Source organism: Pseudomonas sp. H26/SER47-MNA-CIBAN-0231, assembly GCF_040310465.1.
Taxonomy (GTDB): Bacteria; Pseudomonadota; Gammaproteobacteria; order Pseudomonadales; family Pseudomonadaceae; genus Aquipseudomonas; species Aquipseudomonas atacamensis.
The window spans coordinates 449,823-468,828 of record NZ_JBEOPW010000002.1 but is presented as its reverse complement, the minus strand read 5'-3'; the positions used below and the strand labels follow the sequence as shown (position 1 = coordinate 468,828).

Annotated in this window: 24 protein-coding genes and 1 tRNA gene; 6 read left to right on the top strand and 19 right to left on the bottom strand. The window is 57.0% G+C overall.

Features of this window, described 5'->3' with window-relative positions:
- Positions 1–25: 25 nt before the first annotated feature.
- Positions 26–355: a hypothetical protein gene (locus AAEZ10_RS05060; RefSeq protein WP_024012417.1), complete on the bottom strand. Its 330-nt coding sequence runs from the start codon at positions 353–355 to the stop codon at positions 26–28.
- Between the two features lie 185 nt (positions 356–540).
- On the opposite strand from AAEZ10_RS05060, the gene AAEZ10_RS05055 reads away from it, so the two are divergent.
- Positions 541–816 carry a hypothetical protein gene (locus tag AAEZ10_RS05055; RefSeq protein ID WP_206420609.1) on the top strand — a complete coding sequence of 92 codons (276 nt, stop codon included), beginning with the start codon at positions 541–543 and terminating at the stop codon, positions 814–816.
- Positions 817–943: 127 nt separating this feature from the next.
- Positions 944–1,159, top strand: a complete 216-nt coding sequence (locus AAEZ10_RS05050; protein ID WP_151550663.1) for a hypothetical protein — start codon at positions 944–946, stop codon at positions 1,157–1,159.
- 79 nt (positions 1,160–1,238) lie between these two features.
- On the opposite strand, the gene AAEZ10_RS05045 is transcribed toward AAEZ10_RS05050, so the two are convergent.
- From AAEZ10_RS05045 to AAEZ10_RS05035, 3 genes are all read right to left on the bottom strand, one after another.
- Positions 1,239–1,526, bottom strand: a complete 288-nt coding sequence (locus tag AAEZ10_RS05045) for a hypothetical protein (protein WP_122707059.1) — start codon at positions 1,524–1,526, stop codon at positions 1,239–1,241.
- Between the two features lie 173 nt (positions 1,527–1,699).
- Positions 1,700–2,728, bottom strand: a complete 1,029-nt coding sequence (rtcA, locus tag AAEZ10_RS05040; protein ID WP_350568161.1) for an RNA 3'-terminal phosphate cyclase — start codon at positions 2,726–2,728, stop codon at positions 1,700–1,702.
- Between the two features lie 161 nt (positions 2,729–2,889).
- On the bottom strand, positions 2,890–4,116 hold the full coding sequence (locus AAEZ10_RS05035) for an RtcB family protein (protein WP_350568158.1): 1,227 nt from the start codon (positions 4,114–4,116) through the stop codon (positions 2,890–2,892).
- Positions 4,117–4,312: 196 nt separating this feature from the next.
- Between AAEZ10_RS05035 and rtcR the strand changes: the two genes are divergently transcribed.
- Positions 4,313–5,917, top strand: coding sequence for an RNA repair transcriptional activator RtcR (gene rtcR, locus AAEZ10_RS05030; protein ID WP_350568155.1), 1,605 nt, complete (start codon positions 4,313–4,315; stop codon positions 5,915–5,917).
- A gap of 423 nt (positions 5,918–6,340) precedes the next feature.
- On the opposite strand, the gene AAEZ10_RS05025 is transcribed toward rtcR, so the two are convergent.
- From AAEZ10_RS05025 to thrS, 10 genes are all read right to left on the bottom strand, one after another.
- Entirely contained in the window at positions 6,341–6,556 is a 216-nt protein-coding gene (locus AAEZ10_RS05025; RefSeq protein WP_073474334.1) for a hypothetical protein, read from the bottom strand.
- 209 nt (positions 6,557–6,765) lie between these two features.
- Positions 6,766–6,842: transfer RNA gene (locus tag AAEZ10_RS05020), tRNA-Pro, on the bottom strand.
- Positions 6,843–6,931: 89 nt separating this feature from the next.
- Entirely contained in the window at positions 6,932–7,288 is a 357-nt protein-coding gene (locus AAEZ10_RS05015; RefSeq protein WP_003179985.1) for a MerR family transcriptional regulator, read from the bottom strand.
- Positions 7,269–7,571 carry an integration host factor subunit alpha gene (gene ihfA, locus AAEZ10_RS05010; protein WP_002553164.1) on the bottom strand — a complete coding sequence of 101 codons (303 nt, stop codon included), beginning with the start codon at positions 7,569–7,571 and terminating at the stop codon, positions 7,269–7,271. The genes AAEZ10_RS05015 and ihfA overlap by 20 nt, the downstream gene beginning before the upstream one ends.
- Positions 7,572–7,574: 3 nt before the next feature.
- Complete coding sequence (gene pheT, locus AAEZ10_RS05005) at positions 7,575–9,953, bottom strand: phenylalanine--tRNA ligase subunit beta (protein WP_350568149.1); 2,379 nt, start codon at positions 9,951–9,953, stop codon at positions 7,575–7,577.
- Positions 9,954–9,979: 26 nt separating this feature from the next.
- Entirely contained in the window at positions 9,980–10,996 is a 1,017-nt protein-coding gene (gene pheS, locus AAEZ10_RS05000) for a phenylalanine--tRNA ligase subunit alpha (RefSeq protein ID WP_003226365.1), read from the bottom strand.
- Positions 10,997–11,105: 109 nt separating this feature from the next.
- Positions 11,106–11,462: a 50S ribosomal protein L20 gene (gene rplT, locus AAEZ10_RS04995; protein WP_002553161.1), complete on the bottom strand. Its 357-nt coding sequence runs from the start codon at positions 11,460–11,462 to the stop codon at positions 11,106–11,108.
- 27 nt (positions 11,463–11,489) lie between these two features.
- Positions 11,490–11,684 (bottom strand): 50S ribosomal protein L35, encoded by a 195-nt coding sequence (rpmI, locus tag AAEZ10_RS04990; RefSeq protein WP_002553160.1) that lies wholly within the window; start codon positions 11,682–11,684, stop codon positions 11,490–11,492.
- Between the two features lie 60 nt (positions 11,685–11,744).
- Positions 11,745–12,296: a translation initiation factor IF-3 gene (infC, locus tag AAEZ10_RS04985; protein WP_169432615.1), complete on the bottom strand. Its 552-nt coding sequence runs from the start codon at positions 12,294–12,296 to the stop codon at positions 11,745–11,747.
- Positions 12,296–14,218, bottom strand: coding sequence for a threonine--tRNA ligase (gene thrS / locus AAEZ10_RS04980; protein ID WP_024012407.1), 1,923 nt, complete (start codon positions 14,216–14,218; stop codon positions 12,296–12,298). Before thrS ends, infC begins: the two co-directional genes overlap by 1 nt.
- 370 nt (positions 14,219–14,588) lie before the next feature.
- Between thrS and AAEZ10_RS04975 the strand changes: the two genes are divergently transcribed.
- Positions 14,589–14,891, top strand: a complete 303-nt coding sequence (locus AAEZ10_RS04975) for a hypothetical protein (protein ID WP_071171736.1) — start codon at positions 14,589–14,591, stop codon at positions 14,889–14,891.
- A 289-nt stretch (positions 14,892–15,180) separates the two neighbouring features.
- Entirely contained in the window at positions 15,181–15,393 is a 213-nt protein-coding gene (locus AAEZ10_RS04970) for a cold-shock protein (protein ID WP_003179963.1), read from the top strand.
- A gap of 64 nt (positions 15,394–15,457) precedes the next feature.
- Here the strand turns inward: AAEZ10_RS04970 and AAEZ10_RS04965 are convergent, their stop codons facing one another.
- Complete coding sequence (locus tag AAEZ10_RS04965) at positions 15,458–15,775, bottom strand: I78 family peptidase inhibitor (RefSeq protein WP_016774047.1); 318 nt, start codon at positions 15,773–15,775, stop codon at positions 15,458–15,460.
- 166 nt (positions 15,776–15,941) lie between these two features.
- Positions 15,942–16,244 carry a hypothetical protein gene (locus AAEZ10_RS04960; RefSeq protein WP_350568138.1) on the bottom strand — a complete coding sequence of 101 codons (303 nt, stop codon included), beginning with the start codon at positions 16,242–16,244 and terminating at the stop codon, positions 15,942–15,944.
- A gap of 129 nt (positions 16,245–16,373) precedes the next feature.
- Between AAEZ10_RS04960 and AAEZ10_RS04955 the strand changes: the two genes are divergently transcribed.
- The gene (locus AAEZ10_RS04955; RefSeq protein ID WP_016774045.1) at positions 16,374–16,574 is read left to right on the top strand and encodes a hypothetical protein; all 201 of its coding nucleotides are present in this window, start codon (positions 16,374–16,376) and stop codon (positions 16,572–16,574) included.
- 34 nt (positions 16,575–16,608) lie between these two features.
- Here AAEZ10_RS04955 and AAEZ10_RS04950 read toward each other — a convergent pair whose 3' ends face one another.
- Genes AAEZ10_RS04950 through rbsK form a run of 3 tightly spaced genes read right to left on the bottom strand, consistent with a single transcriptional unit; the run spans position 16,609 to position 18,987 of the window.
- A complete protein-coding gene (locus tag AAEZ10_RS04950) occupies positions 16,609–17,637 on the bottom strand; it encodes a nucleoside hydrolase (RefSeq protein WP_350568135.1) in 1,029 nt (342 codons plus the stop codon).
- A gap of 31 nt (positions 17,638–17,668) precedes the next feature.
- Positions 17,669–18,073: a D-ribose pyranase gene (rbsD, locus tag AAEZ10_RS04945; RefSeq protein ID WP_122751118.1), complete on the bottom strand. Its 405-nt coding sequence runs from the start codon at positions 18,071–18,073 to the stop codon at positions 17,669–17,671.
- Complete coding sequence (rbsK, locus tag AAEZ10_RS04940) at positions 18,070–18,987, bottom strand: ribokinase (RefSeq protein WP_350568131.1); 918 nt, start codon at positions 18,985–18,987, stop codon at positions 18,070–18,072. Before rbsK ends, rbsD begins: the two co-directional genes overlap by 4 nt.
- Between the last annotated feature and the right edge of the window lie 19 nt (positions 18,988–19,006).

Genomic DNA, 19,006 nt, shown 5'->3' with positions numbered 1-19,006 from the left:
GTTACCAGTGCTGGATAAAGAGGCATCAGCGCCGAGCCAACTCATGGCGTACGCATTGCTCATAATAGGTCTGCTTGACCGCTGCCGGTTTGAGCTTGGAACTGCTGTTGTAGGTCTGCTCGGTAATCCCCATCGCGGTCATGCGCATCCATGGCTGCTGGAACCGGCGAACCTGCAATTGCTTGCGCGCGCCATACAGTGAAACTCCTGACAATTTTGATCGCTGCGCCCCGGCAGCGATATCCGAGCCCCAAGTGCAGGCAAAGCGATGGCCCTTGCTTAACTCTTTTGCCTGCACTCCCGAGGCGATCAAAGCCAGGGAAAGCATCGCAACGGTGATGACAATCGTCCGCATAAGCCAACCTAACCTTTTGAAAAAAGGCGATTTTGCCGGGGCGAAATGTCTCTGGGGGCCAGCAATTTGCCTGCTCTCAGGATTTTTCTCATCAGGGTGAAATTCGCCGTTCGTCCAGTACCGCGCACCTTCGCCAGACAGGCCTATCCAACGCTGTACATCCCACCGCGCAGAAGGCCCACGTGATGAACAAGAAAATTTTCGCCTTGTCGTTTTTCAGCCTGTGCCTGATCGGCCCGATTCACGTTTCGGCAGCCGAATCCACGGCGGGTGCCGCCACCCCTGCCACGGCCCTGCCCGGTGTCAATCATGCAGAAAGCTCTCGCGACCATGACGAGAAGGCGAACAAGAAAGGCGAAGAGTCCTCAGGCGCCAACGCGGGATCAGAGCCGCATGAGACAGAGAAGGATGCGGCGACGTCGAGCGATTCCGAAGACTTGGATAAAAAACCCGCTCAGTAAGAGTGGTTTCGCTTTTAGTAACGAAAATCCGACACCGAAACTAGCGCAACACCGGGTGATATCAATATGATGCGCGCACTGGCCGCCATAGAGGGCGGCCAGAGGAAAATACATCCAAGGAATGCAAATGAAAGATTTCGTCATCGGCGTCAACAACATCGTTCTCTACATCGCATTGGCGGTCATCCTGATCGTTTCCCTCTTCATGATGAGCCAGAGCTTTCTCTCGGGTTTCGGTATGTTCGTAGGCGGTACCCTGGGCTGGTGCATCGTCTCCGGCTTCTGGTTCGTGCAATCGGCAACCTATGAAGAACTGCGCAAGTTGAACTCGAAAACCAACTGATCTGCGCCGAGTATTCGTTAAAGAGAAAAGGCCAATGTCATCGACATTGGCCTTTTTTAGCGGCAAAGAGACTGGTTCGTCATTGCTTGGTGCACTGAGCGCCCAGTCCCATGCCCATGGAACCCAGAGCTACCATCGGGCCGCTCGGCAGCTCGCACATATACTCACCGCTTTCGGTTTGAGCGGTATAGAAAGTTGTATTGAAGTCACTGCGGATGTTGGAAACCTTGATCACGGGTTTGCCGATGGTGGTCTGTGCGCGATTCTTGAGATCACTCTCCCCGGGCTTTACGGTCTGGCATCCAGTGACCGCGAGGACCAGTGTTGCGATTAAAGCGAGAACCGGAATAGTCCTTGATGAGTTCATTGCAGATCGACCTTTTTGATTTTGTACCGGAAAAATTTGACAGTCAGCTGCCAAGCGACAGGACTTTAAGGTCGAGCCGGAACAGGGGCAATTAGGTCGGATGTGCTAATGGCTGAAGGCTAGTGGCGCTCTCAGTGAAGTTTTGCGACTGCCTTCGGGATCGCAGGTCGCTACTAATGAGTTTGTGAAACTGCTATCCGCAAGCGATCACTGCCCTCCTCCTGGCAATCGATACGGACGGGCAAAAACAGCTGGATGACTTCAATGTTGCTGCGCAAATGATCAGTCATGCGCGGCGTGGTGAACGATCCACCACCGGCCAGCGCCATCGGCAACAGCAACTGATCGGCCAGATGCTCAGCCACCGCAGCACCACTACGCAGCCAGTCAGCAGCCTGATTGATCGCGGCATCCGCTACTTTCTCAGCGCGTAACGACACTTGGCCAAATGCGCTGAACACTTCAGTGACGTGTTCGAAAACGTACTCCAGCAATAATACATTGCCCGGGCCGCGCGCCGGATCAAGCGTCACCGCTTGCAGCGCCTCCGCAAGCCAGTTCAACCGCTTGGCCACTTGGCTCAGTTCTCGCTGAGCGACGGTAGGCGCAAGTCCGACAGTCAGCGCCAGAGCCTGCCGTGAAATCGCCTCGCCGCGCTCACACACATCCAGTCGCGTCAGGCGCGACGGCTGCACCGTCACGGCAATCTCGCCACCGCCAGCCGGTACGAAACCATGACGCAGCAACTCCAGCTCGACATCGCCGCCCATGCGCCGCAGCAGCGGTAGCCAACTGCGCGAGAGGAAATCCGTCGGCGGTGCCAGCGGATTGTGGGTGCCACCGGAGATCGTCACTCGGCTGGCCTGCGGCGCCTGCAACAAGGCTGGCAACAGCGTCTGTAGCACCAGCGTGCAACTGCCCGCCGTGCCAATAGCGAACTGAAAGTTGCCTCCGCGAATTTCGCCCGGTTCGAAGCTCAGGGCTTGCGACCCCAGATGCGCACCAGATATCTCTGCACCACAAACCTCGGCCGCCGCCATCACGGCTGTCAGATGCTGACGCAGCAATCCCGGACGGCTGCGTCTGGCGCGGATCTGTTTAATACAAAACGCCCGGCCTGTCACCATCGACAGGCTCAGCGCACTGCGCAATACCTGGCCACCACCAATGGCGCCGTCCAGTTCAATTACATCCTTTTTCATTGCAATTCCTTACGCGTACAGCCCGACGGTGTTCCTGAGGTACCGTTTAGCCGTCGTGGGTCTTCCTGAGTTTTGACCAAAGTTCGTCATTCGCGCTTCAGCTCAGCCGTGATGAACCGGCGTATTGAACGATGACGTGCTCTCGCCAGCGCCGCAGTTCCTTATCCTTTGACGCACACCACTTGACGCAGGGTGTGCAGCACTTCCACCAGCTCACGCTGGGCGTGCATGACTTTGTCGATGTCCTTGTAGGCCATCGGAATTTCGTCAATCACCGCTTCGTCCTTGCGGCATTCCACGTGGGCCGTGGCGCGAATCTGATCGGCGACGGTGAAGGTATTCTTCGCCTTTGTGCGGCTCATGGTGCGCCCGGCGCCGTGGCTGCAGGAATTGAACGACTCTGGATTGCCCAGACCGCGCACAATAAAACTCTTGGCGCCCATCGAGCCCGGAATAATCCCCAGCTCGCCCTTCTTCGCTGACACGGCGCCTTTGCGGGTAATCAGCACGTCTTCACCGTAATGCCGTTCCTTCTGCACGTAGTTGTGATGGCAATTGACCGCTTCGAGCGCGACCTCGAAAGGCTTATGGATGATCTGCCGCGTGGCCTGAATCACTGCGCGCATCATCAGTTCACGGTTCTGTCTGGCGAAGTCCTGCGCCCAGCCAACCGCCTCGACGTAATCATCAAAATGCTGACTGCCCTCTTCGAAATAGGCCAGGTCACGGTCCGGCAGGTTGGCAATGTGCTGACGCATATCGGCTTGGGCCATCTGGATGAACAGGTTGCCGATAGCGTTGCCGACGCCACGCGAACCGCTGTGCAACATGAACCAGACACGGTTGGCTTCATCCAGGCACACTTCGACGAAGTGGTTGCCACTGCCGAGCGTCCCCAAATGTGCCCGGTTGTTGGTATTGGCCAGTTTCGGATACTTGTCGGTGATCAATTTGAAGCGCGGCTGCAACCCCGCCCAGGCCTGATCGGCTTGCTGCGGAACCTCGTCCCAAGCGCCTTTGTCTCGCCGCGAACGATTCGAACTGCGGCCGTGCGGCACCGCTTGTTCGATTGCAGTACGCAATCCATGCAGGTTGTCTGGCAGATCTGCAGCCGTCAGCGACGTATGCGCAGCGATCATGCCGCAACCGATGTCGACGCCCACCGCTGCGGGAATGATCGCGCCGACCGTTGGAATCACGCTGCCAATTGTCGAGCCCTTGCCCAAGTGCACATCGGGCATGACCGCCAGATGCTTGAAGATGAACGGCATTTTTGCCGTGTTCATCAACTGTGCGCGGGCTTCGTTTTCAACCGGGACACCTTCGGTCCAGAGTTTGATGGGCTTGCCGTTGGCGACTTCGAGAAGCTGGTAGGTTCGGTCTTTCATATCTCGGTGTCCATGTTCGTTTCCATCAGCATTGCAGCCGCTGTGCCAGCTTTGGATGCGGCAATGGTTCTTTCTGCTATGTTTTTGATTTCATTAGCTTTTATTCTCTGATGCGACGAGTCTCGGTAATCCATGGAAGACAAATCAGACCAGCAAAATTATCATTGCATATCGTCATTTATCTTATGAGATAAGCATGCCCAACAAACGCACGGTCGCCATCGGATTTATCGGAGCCACCCTGGATCGTGTCGGCAAAGGCGCCAGCCGGTGGAATTATTGGCGACCAAGCGTAGGTCTGTGCCAACAAACAGACCTCCCTATCCATCGGCTTGAATTGATTCACGGCCTCGACGCGCGCGACGTCAGCCTCGCCGAGCGCGTCCGAGCGGACATCCAGCAGATTTCTCCAAGCACCGAAGTACGCCTGCATCCAATGTCGCTGCGCAACCCTTGGGATTTCGAAGAGGTGTACGGCGCCCTGCACGACTTCACCACTGCTTACAACTTTGACACCGAGCACGAGGATTACCTCGTCCACATCACCACCGGCACCCACGTCGCACAGATCTGCTGGTTTCTGCTCGCCGAGGCGCGCTACCTGCCGGCCCGACTGATCCAGACCTCCCCCGCCAAGCGCAAGAGAGAGAACGAGCCCGCCTGTGGCACTCACGCGCTGATCGATCTCGATCTGTCGCGCTATGATCGGATTGCTTCACGCTTCGCCAGCAAACGTCTGGAAGGCCTGGAATTTCTCAAGTCCGGCATCGCCACGCGCAACCCGGCCTTCAACCGCTCCATTGAACAGATCGAGCGCGTTGCGCTGCGCTCCAAAGCCCCCATGCTGCTGATCGGCCCGACCGGCGCCGGCAAATCCTTCCTGGCGCGGCGCATCTACGAACTCAAACGCAATCGCCATCAGATGCAGGGACGCTTTGTCGAAGTCAACTGCGCCACTTTGCGTGGCGACGGCGCGATGTCGGCCTTGTTCGGCCACGTCAAAGGCGCCTTCACCGGCGCGCAGAACTCTCGCGATGGCCTGCTGCGCGCCGCCGATGGTGGCATGTTGTTTCTCGATGAAATCGGTGAGCTCGGCGCAGACGAACAAGCGATGCTGTTAAAAGCAATCGAAGAGAAACGCTTCTTCCCGCTGGGCTCGGACAAGGAAGTCGAGAGTGATTTTTTGATCATTGCTGGCACCCACCGCGACCTGCGCAGCCGGGTCGCCGAAGGCCTTTTTCGCGAGGACCTATACGCAAGGATCAACCTCTGGACATTCGACCTGCCCGGCCTCGCAGGGCGCCGCGAAGACATCGAGCCGAACATCGACTTCGAACTGGAACGCCATGCTCGAGAACAGGGTGAACGGGTGCGCTTCAATCTCGAAGCACGCCGACGCTACCTGGCCTTCGCCAGCTCACCTGCAGCAGCCTGGCTGGGCAACTTTCGCGAGCTGTCCGCATCGATTACGCGGATGGCGACTTTGGCCGACAGCGGGCGCATCGATGAAGCGCAGGTCGATGATGAGATCGAACGATTGCGATATGCGTGGGGCTTGGCGCATCCCTCTGCGCTATCGACTGAGTTGCCAGGAGATGGCGAGAGCATGGACTTGTTCGATCGGTTGCAATTGAAGGCTGTCATTGAGGTGTGCCAGCAGGCGGACAGCCTGTCGGATGCCGGCCGACAGTTATTCGGGGTTTCCCGGCAGGCCAAGGCGCAACCCAATGATGCCGATCGCTTGAGGAAGTATCTGGGGCGGTTCGGGCTTGAATGGGGTGAGGTAGTTGGCGCGAAGTAACGCTGTGTTCCTGCTTATGCGGCGCTAATGACTACTGTAGAAAAAATGAATTAGCCGCCTGATCTCTCGGTCAAGAATTATGAACGCAGTAAATCTGACGAGGTGACAGCAATGACTATCCAGGCAGAGACACTCGTACAACTGACCGAAGCGCTTCAAGAGCGCGGCATGAAGATGGTTTCAGATGTTCATTTCACTCGCGCGCCGTACCGATACAACCACCGTTGGATCTGCATAGTCGAGTAAACACGCTTGTTGCCGGCGCCTGGATTGATCATTCAGGTGCCGGCGCCGCTCGGCTTCGCCCTTAAAACCCAGATAACCGTCCCCACATAAATCTCGGCTACGTTGGGAGCGGATTCGGTGGCAATAAAAAACCCGGCGCGATGGCCGGGTCTCGTACACGATATGAATTCCATGCGCCTATTTTGCGCCGCCGTTATCGCGACCGGTCTGGGCATCTTGATCTGAACCAGGATTGCCGGGTGGCGGATTCCAGTCCTCTGGTCGTTCGTCGGTACCTTGCTTTGGCTCAGAGTCAGCTTGCTCCAGGCCGGAATCATGGCCCTCGCCAGTGTCAGGGTTTTGCTCACTTGGTCCCGGATATGGCGCTTCAGGGCCATTATTGTCGTCGATCATCATTCTCTCCCATCAGTGGCGCAGGGACTGCGCTTAATAAGTGAGAGGAGATCGGCGCACAGAGAGTGCTATTGGCTCGACGAGCGGACATTCTGACTAACCCAAACACTTGGTGATGCGAGTCGCAGGCGTGATCGAGTAGCCCCGCAAATCTCACACACATGAAAAAGGCCAATGCTGTGAACATTGGCCTAAGTCATTGAAAAATATGGTCGGGACGGAGTGATTCGAACACTCGACCCCTAGCACCCCATGCTAGTGCGCTACCGGACTGCGCTACGCCCCGACTGATACTGCATCTCGCTCTTCACCTCGAAGAGCGCTCAAGAATATATCGCAAGCGTTTGAAAACTGGAAGTATTCAAACGCCGCTTTTTATTTCTTGAGCACCACCAGGACGTCTTCCAATTCGGCAATCATCTGCCGAATCATTTGTTTGTACTGGGTGGTATCGTCTTTGGCTTCGTCGCCGGACAGACGCAGACGTGCGCCGCCGATGGTGAAACCCTGATCGTAAAGGAGCGCGCGGATCTGCCGGATCATCAGCACGTCCTGGCGCTGATAATACCGGCGGTTCCCGCGGCGTTTGACGGGGTTGAGCTGAGGAAACTCCTGCTCCCAATAGCGCAGCACGTGTGGCTTTACGGCACACAGCTCGCTGACTTCACCAATGGTGAAGTAGCGTTTGCCCGGGATGACGGGTAGTTCGTCGTTATGACTTGGTTCCAGCATAAGCCTCAACTCGGGCCTTCAACTTCTGCCCTGGACGAAAGGTGACCACACGGCGAGCCGTGATCGGGATTTCTTCCCCCGTTTTCGGGTTGCGGCCAGGCCGCTGGCGTTTGTCCCGAAGGTCGAAATTGCCGAAACCGGACAATTTGACCTGCTCGTTGTCTTCAAGAGCGTGCCTGATTTCCTCGAAAAACAGTTCTACCAATTCCTTGGCTTCCCGCTTGTTCAGGCCCAGCTCTTCATACAGACGTTCCGCCATCTCAGCTTTCGTCAAAGCCCCCATACGTCACTTCCTTAACGTGGCGTTCAACCTTTGTTCGAGCGAGGTGAGGATATTTTGCGTCGTCGAATTCACCTCATCGTCATTAAGAGTGCGCGATGGATGCTGCCAGGTCAAGCCAACTGCAAGGCTTTTTCTATCAGGATCAATACCTTTACCCTGATACACGTCAAACAGCCTGAGCTCTGTGAGCCATTCGCCTGCATTTTCACGGATTACGTCCAGTACAGCCGAGGCCGCGACGTCTTTGTGCGCGATCAGCGCAAGGTCACGACGCACTTCAGGAAAGCGCGACAACTCGTGGAATTTCGGCATTTTACCGAGCGCCACTTCCGCCAGAACCAGTTCGAAGACGAACACCGGACGATCCAGCCCCAAGGCTTTCGACAATTCTGGGTGGATCGCACCAATGAAGCCTACTTCGCGACCTTCACGCTCGATGCGCGCGGTCTGCCCCGGATGCAGCGCCGGGTGTTTGCCTGGAGCAAAGGTGAACGAATCCAAGGCACCAGCGAAACCCAGTACAGCCTCCACGTCAGCCTTTACGTCGAAGAAGTCGACGGCATCCCGACCCTGCGCCCAGCCTTCCGGCAAGCGGCTGCCGCAAACAACCCCGGACAGCATCGGCTCTTGCTTCAGGCCTTCAAGCTGACCGACGAAGCGCAGGCCGCTCTCGAACAGACGCACGCGATCCTGCTGACGATTGAGGTTGTGTTGCAGCGCTTTGACCAGTCCTGGCCACAGCGACGAACGCATGGCCGCCATGTCATTGGAGATAGGGTTGGCCAGCAACAGCGGCTCGACGCCTGGATTGAACAGTTCGAACTGACGCGGATCGATGAAGCTGTAAGTGATCGCTTCCTGATAACCACGAGCAACCAGCAGACGACGCAGCTCAGGCAGATCACTACGCGCTTCGGCCTTGGCTTGTGGCGCCAGACGCGCTTGCGGGTAGCGAACCGGCAGACGGTTGTAACCGTACAGGCGAGCCAGCTCTTCGATCAGGTCGACTTCCAGGCTGATATCGAAGCGATGGCTTGGCACTTCAACGCGCCATTGGCCTTCGCCATCAGCGGTAATGCTAAGGCCCAAGGCACTGAGCAGACGCTCGACCTGTGCCGAATCCATCTCCATGCCGAGCATCTGAGTGATGCGCTGAGCACGCAAAGTGATCGGTGCAATCGATGGCAGATGTTGTTCGCTGACGGTCTCGATGATCGGACCAGCTTCGCCGCCAGTGATTTCCAGCAGCAGGCCAGTGGCGCGCTCCATGGCTTCACGTGCCAGCTGCCAGTCAACGCCACGCTCGTAGCGATGCGAAGCGTCGGTATGCAAGCCGTAAGAACGTGCCTTGCCGGCAACCGCAATCTGATCAAAGAACGCAGATTCGAGGAACACATCACGGGTGGTCGCGGAAACACCGCTGTGCTCGCCACCCATGACGCCGGCGATCGCCAGTGCACGAGTGTGGTCAGCGATGACCAGCGTATCGCTGCGCAGGCTGACTTCCTGACCATCAAGCAGAACCAGCTTCTCGCCCTCTTCAGCCATGCGCACACGAATGCCGCCATTGATTTCGGCGAGATCGAAAGCGTGCAGTGGCTGGCCGAGCTCGAGCATCACGTAGTTGGTGATGTCGACGGCAGCGTCGATGCTGCGCACGTCGGCGCGACGCAGACGCTCAACCATCCACAGCGGGGTTGGCTTGGACAGGTCGACGTTACGGATGACACGACCCAGGTAACGTGGGCAGGCAGCCGGGGCCAGCACCTCGACCGAGCGGACTTCGTCGTGTACCGCTGCAATCGCAGCCACCACAGGACGGGTTACCGGCACGGCGTACAGCGCGCCGACTTCACGGGCCAGACCGGCCAGGGACAGGCAGTCACCACGGTTGGGAGTCAGGTCAACCTCGATGCTGGCGTCTTCCAGATCCAGATACACACGGAAATCTTCGCCCACCGGCGCATCTGCCGGCAGCTCCATCAGACCGTCATTGCCTTCACCGACCTGCAGCTCGGCCTGCGAGCACAGCATGCCGTTGGACTCGATGCCACGCAGCTTGGCCTTCTTGATCTTGAAGTCGCCCGGCAGCTCTGCGCCAATCATGGCGAACGGAATCTTCAGGCCCGGGCGCACATTTGGCGCACCGCATACGACCTGGAAAGTTTCCGCGCCATTGCTGACCTGGCACACGCGCAACTTGTCGGCGTCCGGATGCTGCTCGGTGCTCAGCACCTCGCCCACCACAACACCACTGAATACGCCGGCGGCCGGCGTAACGCTATCGACCTCAAGACCGGCCATCGACAGACGAGCAACCAGCTCATCGCGATCTACCTGCGGGCTAACCCAGCCACGCAGCCATTGTTCACTGAATTTCATCCTGCTCTCCTAAGAATTCGTTACGACTAGCGAAATTGCGCGAGGAACCGCAAGTCGTTGTCGAAGAACAGACGCAAGTCGTTCACGCCGTAACGGAGCATGGCCAGACGCTCGACGCCCATGCCGAAGGCAAAGCCGGAGAACTCTTCCGGGTCGATGCCGGACATGCGCAGCACGTTCGGGTGAACCATGCCGCAGCCCATCACTTCCAGCCAGCCGGTCTGCTTGCAGACGCGGCAGCCTTTGCCACTGCACATCACGCATTCCATATCGACTTCAGCGGATGGCTCGGTGAACGGGAAGTACGAAGGACGGAAACGCACGGCCAGTTCTTTCTCGAAGAACACCCGCAGGAATTCTTCGATGGTGCCTTTGAGATCGGCAAAATTGATATCGCGATCAACCAGCAGGCCTTCAACCTGGTGGAACATCGGCGAATGGGTGATATCGGAGTCGCTGCGATAGACGCGGCCCGGGCAGACGATGCGGATCGGCGGCTGCTTGGATTCCATGGTGCGGACCTGTACCGGCGAGGTATGGGTGCGCAGCAACATGTTGGCATTGAAATAGAAGGTGTCATGCATCGACCGGGCCGGGTGATGGCCTGGGATGTTGAGCGCTTCAAAGTTGTGGTAGTCGTCTTCGACCTCTGGGCCTTCGGCAATGCCGTAGCCAATGCGGGTGAAGAACTGCTCGACGCGCTCCAGAGTCCGGGTGACCGGATGCAGACCGCCGGAGGTCTGGCCACGGCCCGGCAACGTCACGTCGATGGATTCGGCAGACAGTTTGGCAGCCAGCTCGGCTTCTTCAAACAATGCCATGCGCGCATTGAGAACGCCTGTAACACGTTCCTTGGCAACGTTGATCAGCGCACCGACTTGCGGACGCTCTTCGGCCGGCAGATTCCCCAGGGTCTTCATCACCTGAGTCAATTCGCCCTTCTTGCCAAGGTATTGAACCCGGATTTGCTCCAGGGCATTGATATCTTCAGCGCTTTGCACAGCCTCTAGTGCTTGAGAGACCAGCGCATCCAGGTTTTCCATGTACAGACTCCAGATACAAAATAGGGGAAGAGCTTGAAGGCTCTTCCCCTATTTATGACGTTTAACACCTGGCCCCACAGAGGTGAGGCCGGGTGACTGTCGGGGGTACTTAAGCCAAGGTGGCTTTAGCTTTCTCGACAATCGCAGCAAACGCCGCTTTTTCGTTCACTGCCAGATCAGCCAGAACCTTGCGGTCGATCTCGATGGACGCTTTTTTCAGGCCAGCGATGAAACGGCTGTAGGACAGACCGTTAACACGAGCACCAGCGTTGATACGAGCGATCCACAGAGCGCGGAACTGACGTTTTTTCTGACGACGGTCACGGTAGGCGTACTGGCCTGCCTTGATTACCGCTTGCTTGGCAACACGGAATACGCGGGAGCGTGCGCCGTAGTAGCCTTTAGCAAGTTTCAGAATTTTTTTGTGACGCTTACGGGCAATGACGCCACGCTTTACACGAGCCATGAGTTACTTCCTCTATTCTTGACTAAATTAACGAAGGCGCAGCATGCGCTCGACTTTTGCCACGTCAGACGGATGCAGCAAGCTGCTACCGCGCAGTTGACGCTTACGCTTGGTCGACATTTTAGTCAGGATGTGGCTCTTGAAAGCGTGCTTGTGCTTGATGCCGTTAGCAGTTTTCAGAAACCGCTTGGCAGCACCACTTTTGGTTTTCATTTTTGGCATGTTCGGATACTCCGCATTCAGTTGATAAACATAATCAGAAGGCCTGCCGTGCCCTGTTGATTACTTCTTCTTTTTCGGGGCGATGACCATGATCAGCTGGCGTCCTTCCATCTTAGGATGCTGTTCGACCGAACCGTACTCGAGCAGGTCTTGTTCAACCCGCTTGAGGAGTTCCATCCCCAGCTCCTGGTGGGCCATCTCACGGCCGCGGAATCGCAAGGATACCTTGGCCCTGTCCCCGTCACTCAGGAAACGTACCAGGTTGCGCAGTTTTACCTGGTAATCCCCTTCCTCCGTCCCTGGACGAAACTTGATTTCTTTAACCTGAATCTGCTTCTGGTTTTTCTTCGCCGCGGCAATCTGCTTCTTCTTCTCGAAGATCGACTTGCCGTAGTCCATCACCCGGCAAACAGGCGGGACTGCATCGGCGGAGATTTCCACCAGATCAAGCTTTGCTTCTTCAGCGATACGAAGCGCTTCATCAATCGAGACGATGCCAATCTGCTCGCCATCAGCGCCAATTAACCGAACCTCGCGTGCCGAGATATTCTCGTTGATCGGGGCTTTCGGTGCAGCTCGTTTATCTTGTCTCATTTCACGCTTAATAATAATTACTCCGAATCTGGGCGACCACGCCGGGAAACCGCTTGCGCGAGAAACTCAGCGAACTGGGCGACGGGCATCGAGCCCAGGTCAGCACCTTCACGAGTACGCACAGCGACAGTCTGCATCTCGACTTCCTTATCTCCGATAACCAAAAGATAGGGAACCTTGAGCAAAGTATGCTCGCGGATTTTAAAGCCGATCTTTTCATTTCTCAAGTCGGACTTGGCACGAAATCCGCTTTCGTTGAGAGTTTTTTCAACCTCTGCAACAAAATCTGCCTGTTTATCAGTGATATTCATGATCACCGCCTGGGTTGGCGCGAGCCACGCAGGGAAAGCACCTTCGTAGTGCTCGATCAGAATCCCGACGAAACGCTCGAACGAACCGAGGATCGCGCGGTGCAACATCACTGGGTGTTTGCGGCTGTTGTCTTCGGAGACGTATTCAGCGCCCAAACGGACAGGCAGGTTAAAATCGAGCTGCAAGGTACCACACTGCCAGACGCGACCGAGACAATCTTTCAGCGAGAACTCGATCTTCGGCCCGTAGAAAGCACCCTCGCCCGGCTGCAGATCGTACGGCAGGCCAGCAGAATCAAGGGCTGCAGCCAATGCTGCTTCAGCGCGATCCCAAAGCTCATCGGAGCCGACACGCTTTTCCGGACGAGTGGACAGCTTCATCTCGACTTCGGTAAAGCCGAAATCGCGATAGACGTCCATGGTCAGTTTGATGAACGCAGCGGACTCGGCCTGCATCTGCTCTTCGGTGCAGAAAATGTGCGCGTCGTCCTGGGTGAACGCTCGCACACGCATGATGCCGTGCAACGCACCCGACGGTTCGTTACGGTGGCAGGCGCCGAACTCGGCCAGACGCATTGGCAACTCACGGTAGCTTTTCAGGCCCTGATTGAACACCTGCACGTGGCATGGGCAGTTCATCGGCTTGATGGCGTAGTCGCGGTTTTCCGACTGAGTGGTGAACATGTTGTCGGCGTAGTTGGCCCAGTGTCCGGATTTCTCCCACAGGCTGCGGTCGACGACTTGAGGAGTCTTGATCTCAAGGTAGCCGTTGTCGCGCTGGATCTTGCGCATGTACTGCTCGAGCACCTGATACAGAGTCCAGCCATTCGGGTGCCAGAACACCATGCCCGGCGACTCTTCCTGAGTGTGGAACAGGCCCAGGCGCTTGCCGATCTTGCGGTGATCGCGCTTCTCGGCTTCTTCGATGCGCTGGATGTATGCCGCCAGTTGCTTCTTGTCGGCCCAGGCAGTGCCGTAAACGCGCTGCAACTGCTCGTTCTTGGCGTCGCCACGCCAGTAGGCGCCCGACAGCTTGGTCAGCTTGAAGGATTTCAGGAAACGCGTGTTCGGCACGTGCGGACCGCGGCACATGTCGACGTACTCTTCGTGATAGTACAGACCCATGGCCTGCTCGTTCGGCATGTCTTCGACCAGGCGCAGCTTGTAGTCTTCGCCACGGGCCTTGAACACTTCGATCACTTCGGCGCGCGGAGTGACTTTCTTGATGACGTCGTAATCCTTCTCGATCAGCTGCTGCATGCGCTGTTCGATGGCCGCCATGTCTTCCGGCGTGAAAGGACGCTCGTAGGCGATGTCGTAATAGAAGCCTTCGTCGATGACCGGGCCGATGACCATCTTCGCGGTCGGATACAGCTGTTTGACCGCGTGGCCAACCAAGTGCGCGCAAGAGTGGCGAATGATCTCCAGCCCCTCTTCATCCTTTGGCGTAATGATTTGCAGGGTCGCGTCGCTGCTGATGATGTCGCTGGCGTCGACCAGTTGGCCATTGACCTTGCCCGCGAGCGTGGCTTTGGCCAGGCCTGCACCAATGGATGCGGCGACCTCGGCTACGGAAACCGGGTGATCGAATGAACGTTGACTGCCGTCGGGAAGAGTAATAGTTGGCATGGCGCCTCCTCTCCTAGTGGTGACCCCTACCAAAGGTCACGTGGGTTGGGATGAGCCAGTACAAGATCCGATCCAGGCCATTCAATGACGAACGCCTGCCTTACAGCGGCAGGAGCCTTGCGGCCAACCGGAAAACCGAACCAGAGTGACTGGGATTCAAATCGGAAAAATTCGCACGCCGACCGCTTCGGGACTGAAGGTCATCCGAAGCCTGAGAACGCTTGAGCCCGGCATGCTAGCACAGATGAGCGGTCGCTCACGCCCTGATTTGGCAGAAGGCGAAATGTCCGATTTTATGCCAGAGTGCTGAACTTGATCGGCCCTTGCGCCCTCAGATAACAAGACATTGACCCACAAGGAGCATCCTCGCATGCGTCTGAAAAGCTTATTCGCCGTCCTCGCCCCCGTCGTCCTGCTGCTGCCACTGAGCGCCCATGCCGACTGGCCGAAAGGCGAGCGCGAAAAGTACATGGCCCAGTGCACTCAGGCTGCGACCCAGCAAATCGGTGCTGCAGCGGCGAAATCCCACTGCGCTTGCGGTGCTGACGCCATCAAGTCCTATCCGGCCAGCGACATTCAGGCGCTGATGGACAACAAGGCGACTCCTGAATTGCAACAGAAAGCCCTTGGCCAGATCGCCAAATGCAAGGCAAATACCGCCCCGAAAAAATAAGAAAACCGGGCATTAACATCGGCTGAAAGGCGGAAAAAAGTGCTGGAAATGAGCCTTTTCAGACGATTTATGCAGGTTTTACAGGTTTTTTTATCGTCTTTACGTTTCGCTGAAAGCCTTTCAAACCGGGGCTTTCAGCAGAAACGGGTGGTAAAGAAAACACGACTGATTGGCAAACAGCACGTCCGGGGGGCTCCCAAAGCGAACATTTCGACTATGATACCCGGGTGTGCCCAGTTGGCCTGAGCAGCACAGTACACTGAAAATATATGTTTCTTGGAGATACACCATGTCTAATCGCCAAACCGGCACCGTTAAATGGTTCAACGATGAAAAAGGCTTCGGCTTCATCACTCCTCAAGGTGGCGGTGACGACCTGTTCGTACACTTCAAAGCTATCGAATCCGACGGTTTCAAAAGCCTGAAAGAAGGCCAGACCGTCTCTTTCGTGGCTGAGAAAGGCCAAAAGGGTATGCAAGCTGCACAGGTTCGCCCAGAGTAATTTCTCGGCGCACTAAAAAAACCCCGTCCAAGTGACGGGGTTTTTTATGTCTTGAACAAAGTGTTCAGCCGCAATTGACGCGGGTAACCACCAGGTTGTTGTCGGTGTTCAGATTCAGGCGATCGGAGCGGTATTCCAGGGTGATCATGTCGTTTGGCTTGAGGAAGCGCGCATTTTGCGCCCCAGCCTTGGCACGCGCCTGATCCAGCAATTCAGGGGATGCCTTCTTGCCGATGGCGAATTGCGCTGCCGATGCTTCGCAGCGGCTGTTTCCCGATTCAGCAGCCACGGGTTCCTTTGCCGACTCGCTGGAGGTTGTGCTGCAACCAGCCAACAGCGCAGCGGCCATCAGTGCACCCAGTGTCGCGAACTTCAAAGGCATGAAGCCTCCTTGTTTTCAAATGTTTAAGCAGAGATCGTGCGACCGCCAATGCGGCGTTTGGTTTCAAGGCTCAAGCCATGCCCTGCCCCACGAGCGGAAAAATGCCGAGTGTGCCTGAGCTGCGCGCGGCGACTCAGCAAACAATCGTGACTGAATATTAACGACCTCAATAAACGTCGATGTAGTCATACGGCGGATTCGGCCAGTTGTCCTTGAGCGCGTTGAAAATCTGCATCACCCAGACTTCATCGCTGGCTGCGACGTTACCCACATAGCCCGACCCCTTCGCCCAGGTTTCCAGGCGAAACAACAGACCCTCGATATCCTGCCCACCGGTCACCGTAGACAGATAGGCAATGCCATCTTTGGTCACACGCAATTGGTTGTGCACGTCGTCACTGGCCGAGGCAAGCAATTGGCGCACTGCTTCGAGTGTCAGGCCGTCAGGGGTATTCAGATCAATCTGCACAGCGGGGTCCTTTGCAAGCCGGAAAAGACCAAGTGTCGCATAGCGCTCCGCTCATGCCTAAGTCGCAGTGCCAAATGCCGCACAAAATGGTTAACTCGAAAACAGACATCCTGACCTCTCGAGCCTCCCATGACCAGTGTAAGCATCGACGCCGCCATCAACGCCAAATGGGCCGAAGGACACAGCTCTTACAGCCCCGGCACGACGGAAGAACTGGCGCTGATCGGCATCGATCTACTGGTCAAGGAGTTGGGAATAGAAGCGGCGCAGCATTTTATCAATCAGGTATTCGAACGCTATCCGATCGGCCAGGCCGAACAGCCGCAGTGAAAACCCGCAGGCAAACTGCCTGCGGGTCGACGACTTATTTCAGACGCTTCAAGCGCTCGGTCAGCAGATCAAAGAACCCCTGGGCGTCGCCATTTTCGACCCAGAACGCATTCTTCGGTGCTTTCAAACCGTCATACCAGTCAACGATGGTCTGGCCGAATGTCGGTCCTTCACGACTATCCACCACGACGTTGACCGCCCGACCGGTAAACAACTCAGGCTTGAGCAGATACGCCACAACGGTGGCGTCATGCACCGGGCCGCCGGGAATGCCGTAGTGCTCCATATCGCCCTTGATGTATTCGTTGAGAATGTCGCCGACGATCTTGCTCGCATTGTTGTTCAGCGCGGCGATCTGCTTCAGGCGTGCATCGCTGGTCAGGATCTTGTGGGTCACGTCCAGCGGCAGATAGGTGAGTTTCACTCCGCTCTTGAGCACCACCTCGGCAGCCTGCGGATCAGCGAACAGGTTGAATTCAGCCACAGGGGTGATGTTGCCACCGTTGAAATGCGCCCCGCCCATGATCACCACTTCCTTGATGCCCTGAACGATCTCCGGTTCCTGGATCAACGCCAGAGCCAGGTTGGTCTGCGGGCCGAGCATGGCGATGGTGATGCTGTGAGGTTTGGCCGATTTAAGAGTGTCGATCAGATAATTGACCGCATTGCCTTTCGCCAAGCCTTTCTTCGGTTCGTGAACCGTGACGCCTGACAAACCTTCCTTGCCATGAATGTTCTCGGCGTAGATCGGCGTGCGCATCAGCGGCTTCGGTGCGCCAGCGTAAACCGGCACGTCTTCGCGCCCTGCCCATTCGCGAGCCAGGCGTGCGTTACGCGAAGTCTTGTCCAGGCGCACGTTGCCGGCGACAGTCGTTAACGCGCGGATATTCAATTCATCCGGCGACGCCAGCGCGAAGAGCAAAGCGACAACGTCGTCAGCGCCTGGATCGGTGTCGATGATCAAATCGATTTTTTCAGCGGCCTGAACGCCGGTCGCAGTTATCACAGACAAAAGCAGCAGACCCCGAAGCAGTTGATGGATTTTTTCAGCATAGCGTTGCATAGCGCATTCCTTGTGCAGGTGATATCGGAAATCAGAATGTAACCCCGGCGACCAGAACGATGTTGCAGTACGGCTGACATTCTCCTGTACGAATGATCGCCCTGGCTTGTCGGCTCAGTACCTTGAACTGCTCGTGAGTGAGCAGATCCCTACGGCCCAGCGCGCTCTCTTCGTTCATCGCGTCCAGATCGGCCAGCGCCGAGGGCTGCTTATCGAAGATCTCTCTGGCCAGCACATGGCTTTCCACCTGCATCTCGCTGAGTACGACTTTCAGCGTGCTGACGAAATCAGGGATGCCATGGGTCAGCGCCAGATCAATCAGCTCGACACCCGGCGGCACGGGCAAACCGGCGTCGCCGATCACGACCATGTCACCGTGGCCAAGCGAAGCGATCAGTCGCGACAGCGCGACGTTGAGTAATGGAGTCTTTTTCATGCGGGTCTGAACGCCTGTACTTCGGACATGGTTGGAATCGACGGTTGTGCACCGGCGCGGGTAACCGACAGCGCAGCGGCGATCTGACCGTAGCGGATCGCCTCGGCCTCGGATTTGCCATCGGCCAGCGCTGCGGCGAAACCGCCGACAAAGGTGTCGCCTGCGGCCGTGGTATCGACCGCCTTCACGGTCGGCGCGGGGAAGTGTTCAAAGCCCTTGCCATTGGCGAACAACGACCCCTGCGCGCCCAACGTGACGATGACTTTGCCCGCGCCCATGGCAATCAACTGAGTGGCAGCCGTTTCTGCCGACTGCAGCGAGTCGACAGCGAGCCCGCTCAATGCGGCGGCTTCGCTTTCGTTGGGAATCAGATAGTCGATGGCGGCAAACCAGTCTGCCGGCAAAGGACGGCTGGCCGGCGCCGGATTGAGGATGACGGTCTTGCCCAGTTCACGTGCACGCTTGAGCGCATGCCCGACCGTCGCATCGGGAATCTCGAGCTGACAGATCACCACGTCGGCGGCCTGTAAAACCGCATCAAAGCGGTCAATTACTGCTTCCGTCATTGCGCCGTTGGCTCCGGCGACAATCACGATGGCGTTCTGGCTGTTGTCATCCACCACAATCAGCGCCACGCCACTGGAATCCTCTACGACGCTGACAGCCTCGCAGTCGATGTGCTCGGCGAGCAAGGCATCGCGCAATCGCACACCGTAGTCGTCATTTCCCACGCAACCGATCATCGCCACCTGCGCACCCAGACGAGCAGCGGCAACTGCCTGATTGGCGCCCTTGCCGCCCGACACGGTGGCAAAGGAATGACCAATCAGCGTTTCACCGCCGCGCGGCAGCCGTGGCGCCCGGGTGACCAGGTCCATGTTCAGGCTGCCTATTACCACTACATTTGCTGGCATACATCACTACTCATCAATT

Bases quoted from the DNA above. Each gene is read 5' to 3' on its own strand.
- AAEZ10_RS05060 (WP_024012417.1), bottom strand. From the start codon at position 355: ATGCGGACGATTGTCATCACCGTTGCGATGCTTTCCCTGGCTTTGATC.
- AAEZ10_RS05055 (WP_206420609.1), top strand. From the start codon at position 541: ATGAACAAGAAAATTTTCGCCTTGTCGTTTTTCAGCCTGTGCCTGATC.
- AAEZ10_RS05050 (WP_151550663.1), top strand. From the start codon at position 944: ATGAAAGATTTCGTCATCGGCGTCAACAACATCGTTCTCTACATCGCA.
- AAEZ10_RS05045 (WP_122707059.1), bottom strand. From the start codon at position 1,526: ATGAACTCATCAAGGACTATTCCGGTTCTCGCTTTAATCGCAACACTG.
- rtcA (WP_350568161.1), bottom strand. From the start codon at position 2,728: ATGAAAAAGGATGTAATTGAACTGGACGGCGCCATTGGTGGTGGCCAG.
- AAEZ10_RS05035 (WP_350568158.1), bottom strand. From the start codon at position 4,116: ATGAAAGACCGAACCTACCAGCTTCTCGAAGTCGCCAACGGCAAGCCC.
- rtcR (WP_350568155.1), top strand. From the start codon at position 4,313: ATGCCCAACAAACGCACGGTCGCCATCGGATTTATCGGAGCCACCCTG.
- AAEZ10_RS05025 (WP_073474334.1), bottom strand. From the start codon at position 6,556: ATGATCGACGACAATAATGGCCCTGAAGCGCCATATCCGGGACCAAGT.
- AAEZ10_RS05015 (WP_003179985.1), bottom strand. From the start codon at position 7,288: ATGCTGGAACCAAGTCATAACGACGAACTACCCGTCATCCCGGGCAAA.
- ihfA (WP_002553164.1), bottom strand. From the start codon at position 7,571: ATGGGGGCTTTGACGAAAGCTGAGATGGCGGAACGTCTGTATGAAGAG.
- pheT (WP_350568149.1), bottom strand. From the start codon at position 9,953: ATGAAATTCAGTGAACAATGGCTGCGTGGCTGGGTTAGCCCGCAGGTA.
- pheS (WP_003226365.1), bottom strand. From the start codon at position 10,996: ATGGAAAACCTGGATGCGCTGGTCTCTCAAGCACTAGAGGCTGTGCAA.
- rplT (WP_002553161.1), bottom strand. From the start codon at position 11,462: ATGGCTCGTGTAAAGCGTGGCGTCATTGCCCGTAAGCGTCACAAAAAA.
- rpmI (WP_002553160.1), bottom strand. From the start codon at position 11,684: ATGCCAAAAATGAAAACCAAAAGTGGTGCTGCCAAGCGGTTTCTGAAA.
- thrS (WP_024012407.1), bottom strand. From the start codon at position 14,218: ATGCCAACTATTACTCTTCCCGACGGCAGTCAACGTTCATTCGATCAC.
- AAEZ10_RS04975 (WP_071171736.1), top strand. From the start codon at position 14,589: ATGCGTCTGAAAAGCTTATTCGCCGTCCTCGCCCCCGTCGTCCTGCTG.
- AAEZ10_RS04970 (WP_003179963.1), top strand. From the start codon at position 15,181: ATGTCTAATCGCCAAACCGGCACCGTTAAATGGTTCAACGATGAAAAA.
- AAEZ10_RS04965 (WP_016774047.1), bottom strand. From the start codon at position 15,775: ATGCCTTTGAAGTTCGCGACACTGGGTGCACTGATGGCCGCTGCGCTG.
- AAEZ10_RS04955 (WP_016774045.1), top strand. From the start codon at position 16,374: ATGACCAGTGTAAGCATCGACGCCGCCATCAACGCCAAATGGGCCGAA.
- AAEZ10_RS04950 (WP_350568135.1), bottom strand. From the start codon at position 17,637: ATGCAACGCTATGCTGAAAAAATCCATCAACTGCTTCGGGGTCTGCTG.
- rbsD (WP_122751118.1), bottom strand. From the start codon at position 18,073: ATGAAAAAGACTCCATTACTCAACGTCGCGCTGTCGCGACTGATCGCT.
- rbsK (WP_350568131.1), bottom strand. From the start codon at position 18,987: ATGCCAGCAAATGTAGTGGTAATAGGCAGCCTGAACATGGACCTGGTC.